Origin of the sequence: Halobacillus massiliensis (genome assembly GCF_900166625.1) — a bacterium.
In the GTDB taxonomy this organism is placed as follows: domain Bacteria; phylum Bacillota; class Bacilli; order Bacillales; family Halobacillaceae; genus Halobacillus_A; species Halobacillus_A massiliensis.
Genome location: NZ_LT800499.1, coordinates 3,609,921 through 3,622,070 on the forward strand (window position 1 = coordinate 3,609,921; position 12,150 = coordinate 3,622,070).

Annotated in this window: 11 protein-coding genes; 4 read left to right on the top strand and 7 right to left on the bottom strand. The window is 41.2% G+C overall.

All coding sequences use genetic code 11. From position 1 onward, the window contains the following. Together B7E06_RS17900 and B7E06_RS17905 are read right to left on the bottom strand one after the other, a co-directional pair. Complete coding sequence (locus tag B7E06_RS17900; RefSeq protein ID WP_082235297.1) at positions 1-915, bottom strand: carbohydrate ABC transporter permease; 915 nt, start codon at positions 913-915, stop codon at positions 1-3. Further along, positions 915-2,204 (bottom strand): ABC transporter substrate-binding protein, encoded by a 1,290-nt coding sequence (locus B7E06_RS17905; RefSeq protein ID WP_082235298.1) that lies wholly within the window; start codon positions 2,202-2,204, stop codon positions 915-917. The genes B7E06_RS17900 and B7E06_RS17905 overlap by 1 nt, the downstream gene beginning before the upstream one ends. Positions 2,205-2,570: 366 nt before the next feature. Between B7E06_RS17905 and B7E06_RS17910 the strand changes: the two genes are divergently transcribed. From B7E06_RS17910 to B7E06_RS17925, 4 genes are read left to right on the top strand one after another with little or no spacing between them, the layout of a single operon-like run. Then, positions 2,571-4,013 (top strand): amidase, encoded by a 1,443-nt coding sequence (locus B7E06_RS17910; RefSeq protein WP_082235299.1) that lies wholly within the window; start codon positions 2,571-2,573, stop codon positions 4,011-4,013. Between the two features lie 26 nt (positions 4,014-4,039). Continuing rightward, complete coding sequence (locus B7E06_RS17915) at positions 4,040-5,254, top strand: M20 metallopeptidase family protein (protein ID WP_082235300.1); 1,215 nt, start codon at positions 4,040-4,042, stop codon at positions 5,252-5,254. 17 nt (positions 5,255-5,271) lie between these two features. Next, entirely contained in the window at positions 5,272-5,982 is a 711-nt protein-coding gene (locus B7E06_RS17920) for a DUF5058 family protein (protein ID WP_245807768.1), read from the top strand. Positions 5,983-6,014: 32 nt separating this feature from the next. After that, complete coding sequence (locus tag B7E06_RS17925) at positions 6,015-6,722, top strand: small-conductance mechanosensitive channel (protein ID WP_082235301.1); 708 nt, start codon at positions 6,015-6,017, stop codon at positions 6,720-6,722. A gap of 249 nt (positions 6,723-6,971) precedes the next feature. On the opposite strand, the gene B7E06_RS17935 is transcribed toward B7E06_RS17925, so the two are convergent. Genes B7E06_RS17935 through mdcA form a run of 5 tightly spaced genes read right to left on the bottom strand, consistent with a single transcriptional unit; the run spans position 6,972 to position 12,139 of the window. Beyond that, positions 6,972-7,619 carry a malonate decarboxylase holo-ACP synthase gene (locus B7E06_RS17935; RefSeq protein ID WP_082235303.1) on the bottom strand — a complete coding sequence of 216 codons (648 nt, stop codon included), beginning with the start codon at positions 7,617-7,619 and terminating at the stop codon, positions 6,972-6,974. Then, positions 7,610-9,289 carry a biotin-independent malonate decarboxylase subunit beta gene (locus B7E06_RS17940; protein ID WP_082235304.1) on the bottom strand — a complete coding sequence of 560 codons (1,680 nt, stop codon included), beginning with the start codon at positions 9,287-9,289 and terminating at the stop codon, positions 7,610-7,612. The genes B7E06_RS17935 and B7E06_RS17940 overlap by 10 nt, the downstream gene beginning before the upstream one ends. Continuing rightward, complete coding sequence (locus B7E06_RS17945) at positions 9,276-9,581, bottom strand: malonate decarboxylase subunit delta (RefSeq protein ID WP_082235305.1); 306 nt, start codon at positions 9,579-9,581, stop codon at positions 9,276-9,278. The genes B7E06_RS17940 and B7E06_RS17945 overlap by 14 nt, the downstream gene beginning before the upstream one ends. A 14-nt stretch (positions 9,582-9,595) precedes the next feature. After that, entirely contained in the window at positions 9,596-10,465 is an 870-nt protein-coding gene (locus tag B7E06_RS17950) for a triphosphoribosyl-dephospho-CoA synthase (RefSeq protein WP_082235306.1), read from the bottom strand. A gap of 12 nt (positions 10,466-10,477) precedes the next feature. After that, positions 10,478-12,139 (bottom strand): malonate decarboxylase subunit alpha, encoded by a 1,662-nt coding sequence (gene mdcA / locus B7E06_RS17955; protein ID WP_179134088.1) that lies wholly within the window; start codon positions 12,137-12,139, stop codon positions 10,478-10,480. Positions 12,140-12,150 lie beyond the last annotated feature (11 nt).

Sequence of the window (12,150 nt, forward strand, 5' to 3'; positions counted from 1 at the left end):
TTAAATTTCCTCCTTCGCTAATTTCCTCTGCATAAAGCTTACTATCGCAATCAGCACTCCAAACACTACCGTCATGGCGCTCGCGTAACCAACTAAACGATCAGTAAAACCAGTCTGATAGATATAATAAATTGGGGTCATCGTTGCATTTAACGGCCCTCCCTGTGTCATAATCATTGGCTGAATAATTAATTTGAAAGCAGCAATTAATGTAGTGAACATAATTAAAGTAGTCGTAGGTCTTAACAACGGCAGGGTAATATGAAGAAAGCTCTGCCACTTATTTGCCCCATCAATTTTAGCCGCTTCATAAACTTCTTTTGTTATATTCTGCAGGCCAGCCAAAAAAATCAGCATTTGATAACCTGCTCCCTGCCAGGCTGATACGAAAACAATAGCGAAAATAGCCTGGTTTGGACTTGTTAGAAATGGTTGAGCATCAATTCCAATTCCTTGAAGAAAAGAATTTATAAGACCGTCCGATGGATTTAATAAATAAAGCCACAAGACAGAAATAACGACTAATGACATTACAACTGGAGAAAAAAAAGCTACTTTTAAGAATAAACCGCCTTTACTCTTGTTGTTATTAATTAGTAAAGCGAGCCCAAGAGCAGCGCCTACTTGTACTACAATAATACAGACTACAAACACGGAGATATTTTGAAAGCTTGTTAAAAAAACAGGATCACTGAATAACTGTACGAAGTTACTGAAACCTACAAATTGGCGCTGATCGGGTGTTAATAAATAATAATCTGTAAACGCATAGTAAATAGTCAGCAAAGAAGGCAGAAATAAAAATATCCCTAGTAAAAGCAAAGCCGGAAGTAAGAAGTAAAGAGGCTGGAAGTGGAATTTGATAGTATCCAGGCTCCTCGACTTTCTTCTTGAATAACCCACTGTATTCTCCATTATTTATTCCTCCTGTCTATTGCTGTCTGCATCTCCTGAGCTTTCTCATCTAGCAATTCCTTTAACTCTTTCTCATTTTCATAGAAAGATAGGCCGGCAACCGTCTGCTGGAATGCCCTTGTCACTTGAGGGTAAGCTGGTAGGACAGGACGCGCTTTCCCAGAAGCCTGGTTTTGTTCAATTAAGGTATTCATCTGTGGTGTAACCAGGTCCTTTAACTCGTCTGCCGCTGAATATCTTGCAGGAAGAACGCTATTTCCAAGGCTTATATCTACCATCGCTTCAGTGCTTGTCATAAAATTTATTAATGCACCGGAAGCTTCCTTATTTCTGGCGTTTGTTGTCATTGCATACTGCCAGCTCCCTGTCGGGGAAACAAGCTCATTTGTTTCAGGAGAAACAGGATAAGGCAGGATCCCATAATCGATATCCTGATAATTTGTCTCCAACTGTTGAATTGACCATGAACCACTCATCATCATGGGATATTTCCCAGTTTCAAATCCGCTTTCAGAGGGAGAAATGGTAGTATATTTTTTATTTTGCATCTCTTGAATAAATGCCATCGCTTTTAAACCATCTTCATTATTGAAGTAACCTTTAGCTTTTTCCCCGTTATCTGAAACGACCTGCCCTCCTTGCGACCAAAGAAAAGGAGTAAATGCATACATCAGCCATTCACTTTTGTCATCCAGTCCCATGTCTATCGCAGGTTCCTTGAAAGTTTCCGTAAGCTTTTTCGATATGTCCATAAATTGATTCCAATCCCACGGTTCTTCAATAGTGGGCAGATTCTCTAAATCTATGCCGGCCTTCCGAAACATCTCTTTGTTATAATAGATTCCTACTCCAGATTCAGAATATCCTACAGCAAAAAGCTCTCCATCATATGTACCCTGATCAATAATGCTTGGTAAAAGGTCTTCCCTATCTGTAATGTACGACCCTACCGGTGCAATAATTTCAGCTTCTGCATAAGCAGCTGTATTCGGCCCGTCTAATGTTAGAACATCTGGCAGCGTATCTGTAGACACAGCTGCATTGACTTTATCTTCATAACCGCCTCCTCCCCCGCCCCGTGGAATAAATTCAATATTAGCCTCATACCTGCCTTCAAATTCTTCATTAAACTCTTGGACTGTTTCATACATTACCTGTCCTTCGGCACTTTCTTTAGAAGTTTGAACCCAAAGCTCGATGATTTCTTCGCCATCGATCACACTAGCTGGCTCTTCATTACATCCCGAAAGAACGAGGGTGCAGATTAATGCTAAAAATACAACTCTCATACAGAGGATCCTCCTTTTATGAAAACGATTTATTTGTATGGATTGTACTCCCGAATCAATTCTATGTCAACCGGATGACATACAATTTCTCATTTATTTTTCACTCATCAAAATATTTTAAATAGTTTGACTTTTAAGTGACATACATGTATTCTAACTTTTAAATAACTTTATTAATATAACTATCATTGAATGACAACCTCAAAGATTCTCTTAAACAAACTGTTCACTCTTATCATCTTGTTTCCAAACTCCTCTGTTGTAATAAAACTTCCCAGCTTAAATTCAAATTAGTCCCAATTATTTATTTTTGTAAAGTCGACAAACGACTAATGGCCTAACTAATTAAATAAAGGAGCCAAAAGTATGAGTGATGTCAATTGCTTTTCTTCTGCACGCCATCTTTCTCAGTCGATTCACACGAAAGAAGTTTCCGTTCGTGAGGTAATGGAATTTCATTTAAACCAAATTAGAAAAATAAATCCAAAGGTTAATGCTATTGTTTCGCTGGATGAAGACTATGCCTATAAAATGGCAGATCAAGCGGATAGTACTCTGTCATCAGGCCTTAAAATAGGGCCTTTACACGGACTGCCTATTGCTATAAAGGATACTCATAATGCTAAAGGGTTCCCAACAACTAGTGGTTCTCTTGCATTACGGGACAATCTTTCACAAGAGGATGACTTAATTGTTGAACGGCTTAAGCAAGCAGGTGCAATAGTTATTGGCAAAACAAACGTTCCGGAGTTTGCAGCAGGTGCCCATACTTTCAATGAAGTATTTGGTATTACTAGAAACCCTTATAACTTATCCTATACAGCAGGCGGAAGCAGCGGGGGTGCAGCAGCTGCTGTTACTTGTGGAATGCTGCCTTTTGCAGATGGAAGCGATATGGGAGGCTCCTGTCGTTATCCCGCCGCTTTTAATAATGTGGTCGGAATGAGAACTTCACCAGGACGTGTTCCTACATATCCGAAACCTGCTCTTTATTCACCTCTGGCTGTCCAGGGACCTGTTGCAAGAAATGTAGAAGATGCGTCTTTCATGATGTCCGTAATTTCCGGCCCAGATTCCAAGTCCCCTCTATCCATTGATGAATCTGGTTCGTTATTTAATCAGCCTTTTTCTAATAAACTTTCAGGTCTACGAATAGCCTGGTCTGCAGATTTAGGAGGCCTATTACCTGTAGAGGAGTCCATAAGGTCCAATGTAGAGCAACAAGCAAAAATTTTTGAGAAGTTAGGATTTGAGGTGGAAGAAGCTTGTCCTGCTTTGTCTGAAGCTGATGAAGTCTTTCATACTCTTAGAGCCTGGGAAATGGAAATGTCACACAGAGAGCTGTACGAAAAATTTAAAAGTGTTATGAAGAACAGTTTTAAATGGAATCTCGAGAAAGGACGAGGGCTCAGTGGAATAAATATTGGAAGAGCTGAACTATTAAGAAATGAGCTATTTCACAGAATGAGGGGATTTTTTGATAAATACGATGCTCTCATCCTGCCAGTTAGCCAAGTTCCCCCTTTTCCTGCTGATATTGAATATCCCGAACAAATTAATGGAGTAAAAATGGAATCATATATCGATTGGATGAAGTCCAGCTATTATATTTCTGCTGTGGGTAATCCTGCTTTGTCTGTACCGAGCGGGTTCACTTCCGATGGGCTGCCATTAGGAATTCAAATAGTTGGCCCTCACCGCGCGGATTATGAGGTATTGCAGCTTGGCTACATATTCGAACAAGCAACTAAATATGGCGAAAAAAGACCGGAGATTTCAACACTTTCTAAAATTGCTGATTATAAATAAAAAATATAAAAGGAGAGAGATTTTTTATGAAAGAAAAATTGTTTTCCAGATTAGAAGAAGTGTATCCAGAGTTAGTTGATATCCGTAGAGATCTTCATATGCACCCGGAACTCTCCCACAAAGAAATTCACACACCTAAAAAAGTCGCCAAATTTCTAACAAACTTAGGATTGGAAGTTAAAACAGATGTAGGCGGGCGCGGCGTGGTCGGTATTTTGAGAGGCCATAAGCCTGGAAGAACGGTTGCTTTGCGGGCAGACTTTGATGCTCTTCCCATTCAGGACGAAAAAGATGTAGAGTACAAATCTACCGTCCCTGGTGTAATGCATGCTTGCGGTCATGACATTCATACAGCTGGATTGCTAGGTGTTGCAAAAGTATTAAGTGAAAATAAAGAGGCAATTGAAGGTAACATTGTATTTATTCATCAATTTGCGGAAGAGGTCATTCCCGGAGGAGCCAAGTTCATGATTCAGGATGGCTGTCTTGATGGAGTTGATGTTATTTATGGAGCCCATGTCAGCTCTCGTGATCCTTTAGGAGTGGTTGGGGTTAATAAAGGATATTCCATGGCCAATGGGGACACCTTTGATATTGAGGTTTCAGGAAAAGGAGTCCATGCTGCTACACCACACCTTGGTGTCGACCCTCTTATCATCGGGAGTCAGCTGATGTTAAACCTTCAGCAAATTGTTAGCCGGCAGGTTGATCCGCTTAAGTCGGCGGTTGTGACTGTAGCTTCGTTTAATGGAGGAGACAGTTACAATGTTATTCCTGACAAAGTGAATATTCGGGGAACCGTCCGAACATTCGATGAAGAAGTGCGTGATTGGGTGGAAGAATCAATCGGCAGAATAGCACATTCAACATGCAGCGGATTGGGGGCTTCCGTTAAGTATGAATACGTTAGAGGATACCCTGCCGTTGTAAATGATGAGAAGGAAACTGACAGAGTTCGTGAAATTGCCTCGGACTTATTCGGCAAAGAAATGGTCCAGGAACTTCCCCCTCAGATGGGAATGGAAGATTTCGCTTATTATTTAAAAGAGGTCCCAGGAACATTTTTCTGGGTTGGCGGTGCGTTAGAAAACGATGCTGAAGTTTATCCTCATCACCATCCCATGTTCAATGTTCAGGAAAAAGCGATGTTATATATAGCGAAACTTTTTATCGCTTCTGCTTTTGATTATCTGGCAAGTAATAATCCATCTGTAGCCCCAAAAAAAGAATCGATTAGATAATTAAGGGAGGAATTTTCTTGAGAAGTGAGGTAATGAATCTTGCTAACAGTGCTCCTCTATGGATTATGGCTTTTATCTTCGTTGGTATTGTTATCTTCCAAGCGATCATGTTTTTGATGATAGCCAAAAAAACAGCACCCGAGATTGGTATGACGCCTTATGAAGTAAAAACTTCGATAAGAACAGGATTTATAAGTTCAATAGGTCCTTCTTTCGCCATAGCTATTGTCCTTGTTTCACTTATTGCCATTCTCGGTGCTCCGTTAACCTTAATGAGAATTGCTATTATTGGTTCAGCCGCAACTGAATCAGCGGCAGCAGGAGTAGGGGCTCAAGCGTTTGGAGTAGAATTAACCTCCGACAACTTTTCAACTCAGGCTTTTACTACAGTTGTCTGGACAATGTGCCTGGGCGGGATGGGATGGCTTCTCTTTACTGCTTTTTTCACCAAATCCTTAGGAAATACGCAGAAAAAAATCGAAAAACGAAATCCAAAAGCCATGAGAATTATATCAACAGCAGCTATGCTAGGGGCTTTCGGATACCTTGCCAGTGACCAGATGGTATTGAGTCTGAACCATTTGGTTGCAGGTGTGACTGCTCTCGTTTCTATGGTTATGATTATGATAATTGCTGATAAAAGAAATACCGCTTGGTTAAAAGAATGGGCCCTTGGAATTGCCATGGTTATTGGTATGGTAAGTGCTTATGTTTCTACACTCGTTTAACTATTCATAAAAATTCACAAGGAGGAAAATGAATGAGTCTTAGCCAGGAGAAGATTATTTCACAAAATGCCGAGAATGAATCCAGAGCCGATCATTCGATGGAAGCCTTTCATAATAGCGCACATTTTTGGGGTCGTCTAACTCTTTTTGTACTGATATTTATGAGTCTCGTTCCTCCCCTGTATATGTCCTTTATCGTTGGTGCCCATCCAGGATGGGGAGCTGTTTTTACAGGGCTTGCAGGTTATGCGGGATTCATCGGGATTATGTGGGTGCTTGAACCGATCACATACTACCCTACTCTAGGTGTGGCCGGGACTTACTTAGCTTTCTTAACAGGAAACATCGCCAACATGTGTTTACCTTGTTCTGTTGCTGCACAAAAAGCTATAGGAGCAGAGAGTGGTTCGAAAAAAGCTGAAATTGCCGGAGTCTTCGGCATCGCCGTTGCTTCCTTAGTGAATGTCGTTGTCATTGTTTTTATAATAATCGGAGGTACATACGTTATCTCTCTTATCCCCCCTTCCGTAGAGAGTGCTTTTAATTTTGTACTGCCTGCCATTTTCGGCGGGGTACTTGGTCAGTTTGCCTATAAAACACCTGTCTATGGATTAGTTGCTGTAATCGTTGGAATGGCTGTCCTTTTTTCTCCCATCTTCGGATTGATTAAAATTGCTTTATGTGTTGCCCTTACCATTACTATTATATTATTCCTTGAAAAGCAGAAAACTAAATCTTAGAGATCCTAAGCAGGCCTTTGATGAGTAACCACATGCACAAACCAGTTCCAGTTCCTTTTCTTAATTTGAAGAGCCAAGGTGAGAGTCGCGAGTAAAACTAGCTCCCAGCTTCGTTCCTTTTTATACAGTAAAAGGAATAGCTTTTTCTCTTCTCCAAAATGAGAAAGAGTATGGAAAACCGTGGAAAGCTTCCATATATAACTAGGAACCATAAACACTTTAAGGACAGCAGGTCTGCTGTCCTTTTTATTAGTCATATGAACTCTCAAGGATTACTTGATTCCACGGATCTTTTACCAAAACTGCCCCTGCTTTTGTTTTCAATAATAAGGGGAGTGTTCCTCTTACATACTCTTTAAGGGAAAAAGCACCATAAGGGGTCTCAACCTGTACGTCTATAGATATACTCAGCAGATTTTCTAAACGATACATCAAGTCTGACGCTTCAACTAATGAAATAGCTTTTTCTGAATAAATGATGATATCTAAGTCACTCGACTCTTTAACTGCCGGATGTCCGGTTACCAGTTCAAAACCTACACTTCCCCCGGGTCCCCACATCAGATTGAATTCTTCCATTATTTTTTGAACATCCTCCAAGGCTATTACAGCCGGGAGAGGACTGGAAGTCTTTATTAGTTCCCATATCTCTTTAAGTACAATATCAGGAGGGGCAATACGTTCTAAAATTGCTTTTGAATCAATATATGCCCCAAACCGTTGGGTCCTGTCTTTCCCGCGGACTCCTATGGGAACTTTTCCATTCATAATAGGAGCTCGCCGGACAACAACAAAAGGAGCTTCCCGTAAAGATTGATAAACCCAATTAGGGATAGAAGAAGCCTCTAGATCGACCGTTTTATTAACTCTTAAAAGGTCATGAGGAGTCAATTCCATAAATCTGCTAGCCTCTGTCGAACTTCAATCGAAGCTTTTCGGCTGCTTTTAGCTTTATCTGCTTCCAACCTGTTTCTTAAATCCTTTTTTCCGCTTCTTGCAGATTGTATTGCTTCTTTTATTTTACTTTCTAACATTTGTATATCATTACTATCCGGATGGTCTGCATCTATTCCATCAATTAGTTCATATAGTGCGCCTAATTCAGCAAAAGAAGTTACATCATAAGCCATCGCAGGTGTCTTCTTCGTAGCCTCTTCAAGTTCATGAATCGTACGGCGTGTAATACGAGCGGCAGACTGTTTTGACATAACATGGACGTTTACCCCTTGGTCATTTAAAGCTAAAAGAATATTAGACTGGAGCCCATGAGTAAGAAAACCGCCTGAAATCGCATTACCTACGATTAATGTAATAATTGGATGACCGGCCCGCCGTGCTTTAGCATAAGCATCAACCGCTGCTGCTCCCGCTTGATGTAATCCGAAAAATTCTTCATTATACCCATAGGCCTGACTTGGTACATCCACAATGGCGACAATGGCTCTTCGCTTCCCATCTTTATCCTGCTCCATGGCTTCCTGTACATAATGAGCAATGGCCCATCCTTCCTCTAAGCCTACTTCCCCTTTTCTCGCACGTGGAAATCTACTGTTTGGGTTTGGTACAACAGAGATAAAACGAATCATTTCACCATCTGATTCTTTATCCGTACATAGTACAGATGGTGTTTCTTTATTTTCTGATTCTCCAGTCAATGAAGAAAACCATGTTCTTCCTCTGCTTTCCACATGACTGGTTTCAATAGAAGAAAGAATGCTTGTCTCAGATTGAGCAGCATCTATATGATTCCAATTTTTCTTTGTTTTACTTATATTCTCTGGTTGTGACGGATCAATAGACTTTAAGCGGGTACGATATAAATCCACTTGTTCACTTCGAAAAAGTGTTGCATGATCCTGCTTTATTTCTTTCTTAACTATTTCTCGTACTGCCATTAAGTCATCCTCAACTAAATGATCTACAAACCCCATGGAAAATCGCTGTTCTCCCCCTATTGTGTTCCATATCAACCTTCTGTTTTTGGAATCAAATTCCTCGATCCCTGCTTCCTGTTCGATAACTTCCGGCCCATTAAGTGTAAGTCTTCCCTCTTTGGTCATAATTAGAGAACTGCATAATGCGGCTGTTAAAGACATACCACCAAAGCATCCGATTTTACCTGGGATAATGCCGATTACTGGTGTATATTCACGAAGTGCAGAGATCGCCGCACCAATTTCAGCGATCGCTAACAGGCCATAATTAGCTTCCTGAAGTCTAACTCCGCCTGTATCGTATAGAATAACAACCTTTGTGGGAAGACCATTCCTATTATCCTGTAGGGCTAATTCCAGCGTTCCAGCTATTTTCGCTCCAGAAACTTCCCCAATTCCTCCGCCTTGAAAGCTCCCTTCAATAGCGATTATCACGGCAGGCTCCTGATTGAATTCACCTTTACCTACGACCACTCCGTCATCGCTTTGAGGTACGATTCCCTGTGTTTCTAAATGGGGGGATTCCACTCCTTCAAAGGGATCTAACAGTTCCCGAAACGTCCCCTCATCTAATAAGGCTTTTGCTCTCTTTCTCGCAGTTAATTCTGCAAAACTCGTTTTAAGCATCTTCATAGCTATTACTCACCTCCAAAGCCTGAACAAGTCGTAAGGACACTACACCTGGAGTGGCACCAAAATCATTAACTTGAAAGTCTGCCCGCACCCCATGCTGATCACAAAAACGTTCAATTACTTTCTTCCAGGTATCATTGAAACCCGTCATCCCAGTTCTTACTTTAATTTGAATACGCGGTTCTTTGGCAGGAGTTACGAGCACTTCTAAATCTCCAGACCCTACCACCCCTACATGGGCTTTTTTAGCAATTTTCTTTTCAGCAGGATATTCAAAAATCATAGTTTCCACCTTTTTATCCTCCCTTAATTTACAGCCATCGTTCGATCTTTAAGAGAACTATGACTGTTTAATCGATCCAGAAATAAAGCAGCAGCAAGTAAATCAGCACTTCCACCAGGGGAACTATTGTATTGCAGCAGTAAATGATTCAAATCATTTAACTCCATCCTGCCTTCCGGCTTAGAAACCCCACCGTTTTGTAATACTCGCCGGGCTTTTTCCTGAATTAAACGCAATGCCAATATTCCACTGCGATGAAGAATGCAAGTATCTTCTAAACATGCGATTAAAGCTACTAAAGTATCGAGTCTTGCCGAAGATTCAGAACTTCCTTTTCTCCTCGATTCACTAAGCTGAGGTAAAGCTACATTTATTAAGCGAGGAAATCCCGAAGCTGCCTCTCCTCTCGCTCCCTTTACACCAAGTTTCTTATAAAGCTTATAACCATTGGTGGAAATTTCAGGCGCAAAACGATCTGGAAAACGTGATATGAAAGAAGCTGTCTCAACAACTTTTTTAATATTCGTTCCTGGTGTATTTACAGCAGCTCCGGAAGTTAAAAGACCAATCCCCCAAATAGCACCTTTGTGAGTATTTACACCACCTGTAGCTTTCATCATCTTTCTTTCGCCCTCACGGCCAATCTCAGCAATTTGTTCACGAAGTTCCTGGCTTGGCTCCCTCTTGTAAGAAATCTCGGCTATATTTGCAAACGTTTCTTTTAGAGACAAAGATGATTTAATCATTAATTCAAAGTTCATATCTTCATGGGCCCCTTGATCTTGTGGATCTACAAGTCCTGGCTTAGGAGCGAGCTCCGCTTCTTGTACCAATGAGTCAACCGCCCAATCACTTAATATTTTCCTGCACTCTTTAGCACTGCTCCAATTCATTGGTTATCCTCCTTACCAACTTTGAAATTTCTGAGGAGGCTGATAAAGACCCCCTGACCATTCCACAAGTTCTTCCACATTTTTTGCGGCCAGCAGAGATCTGGTTGCTTCAGAACGACGGACTCCAATGTCCTCTGGAAAGGCCACGATTCCTTCTTCTCGTAGACGATTCGTTAATCTGCTGGAATGGTTTAGGCCAACTGGAGTAACTCCCGCTATCGCAGCTAATGCCTGGCGGCGTTCTTCTAAACTTTTAGCTTTATACAAATAAGCGATTCCTTCCTCTGTTACTATGTGAGTAACGTCATCGCCATAAATCATAATGGGAGCCGTAGCTAAGCCTGCCTCATTTTTCACATCAATGGCATCCAGTGATTCAACAAAAACTGGCGCATTCCCTGTTTGATGAGTCTCTACTACTTGTACCACCAGCTTTTTCCCCCGTGCAAGAGGGTCATCTGAATTTATCATATTTAACCATGCCGGGGTCGAGTGCCGTCTTCCTCTAGGATCATGTCCCATATTAGGGGCTCCCCCAAACCCTGCCAATCTCCCTTTCGTTACTGTAGACGAATTTCCATTGGCATCGATTTGCAAGCTGGAGCCTACAAATAAATCAACTGCATACTGCCCAGCCAGCTGTGAAAGGGTGCGGTTCGATCGAAGGCTTCCATCCGGTCCTGTAAAAAAAACATCAGGGCGTTGGGATGTGTAGTTTTCCATTCCAACTTCTCCGCCAAAGCAATGTATACTTTCCACCCAGCCTGATTCGATAGACGGGATCATAGTAGGATGAGGATTTAAAGCCCAATGCTTGCATATCTTCCCTTTTAAACCTAGTGATTCTCCATAAGTAGGAAGCAGGAGCTCAATAGCTGCTGTATTATAGCCCACCCCGTGATTAAGAGACTGGACGTTATGTTTCTCGTAAACACCACGAATGGTCATCATAGCTAATAGAACCTGGATATCGGTAATATGTCTTGGATCTCTCGTAAATAAAGGCTCAAGCTGATAAGGCTCATCTGCTTCCACTACAAAATCTACCCAGGAACCTGGAATATCTACACGTGGGAGGTCATCTGTTATTTCGTTCACTTGAGCTATGACAATCCCATCACGAAAGGCCGCCGATTCTACCAGTGTAGGAGTTTCTTCCGTGTTGGCTCCTGTATACAAGTTTCCATCCTTATCTGCTTTATCCGCAGCAACCAGAGCTACCGAAGGTATTAAATCTATAAAAAGACGTCCATATAATTCAATATAAGTGTGTATTTCCCCCATAGTTAATTCTTTATCTTCAATCATTTGTGCAATCCTCAAGCTTTGCGGCCCTGCATAAGCAAAATCTACTTTACTAGCAATTCCTTGTTCAAAAATGTCCAGATGCTCCGGTCTTGAAATGCTTGAGAGAATCATATGTAAATCATGAACCTTATCAGCATTTACCTGGGCAAGTGCTTGTGATAGAAAGGAAGCCTGTTTCTGATTATTCCCTTCCAGTACCACCCGGTCTCCAGGTAAAATAACACTTTCTAAAACTTCTACAATTTTGTCAGTTGGAATAATTCTTCCGTCTGTAACCATATTCACTTGATCAATTCGTTTCTTTTTAGCATCTCTTCTAGTCGTCCAGCTTCTATCTTTATTCTCTGTCACAATATTAATTGTCATTTTCTTCTCTC

What these genes read in the sequence shown, in the direction of transcription:
- B7E06_RS17900 (WP_082235297.1), bottom strand. Translation starts at nt 915, where the DNA reads ATGGAGAATACAGTGGGTTATTCAAGAAGAAAGTCGAGGAGCCTGGAT.
- B7E06_RS17905 (WP_082235298.1), bottom strand. Translation starts at nt 2,204, where the DNA reads ATGAGAGTTGTATTTTTAGCATTAATCTGCACCCTCGTTCTTTCGGGA.
- B7E06_RS17910 (WP_082235299.1), top strand. Translation starts at nt 2,571, where the DNA reads ATGAGTGATGTCAATTGCTTTTCTTCTGCACGCCATCTTTCTCAGTCG.
- B7E06_RS17915 (WP_082235300.1), top strand. Translation starts at nt 4,040, where the DNA reads ATGAAAGAAAAATTGTTTTCCAGATTAGAAGAAGTGTATCCAGAGTTA.
- B7E06_RS17925 (WP_082235301.1), top strand. Translation starts at nt 6,015, where the DNA reads ATGAGTCTTAGCCAGGAGAAGATTATTTCACAAAATGCCGAGAATGAA.
- B7E06_RS17935 (WP_082235303.1), bottom strand. Translation starts at nt 7,619, where the DNA reads ATGGAATTGACTCCTCATGACCTTTTAAGAGTTAATAAAACGGTCGAT.
- B7E06_RS17940 (WP_082235304.1), bottom strand. Translation starts at nt 9,289, where the DNA reads ATGAAGATGCTTAAAACGAGTTTTGCAGAATTAACTGCGAGAAAGAGA.
- B7E06_RS17950 (WP_082235306.1), bottom strand. Translation starts at nt 10,465, where the DNA reads ATGAATTGGAGCAGTGCTAAAGAGTGCAGGAAAATATTAAGTGATTGG.
- mdcA (WP_179134088.1), bottom strand. Translation starts at nt 12,139, where the DNA reads ATGACAATTAATATTGTGACAGAGAATAAAGATAGAAGCTGGACGACT.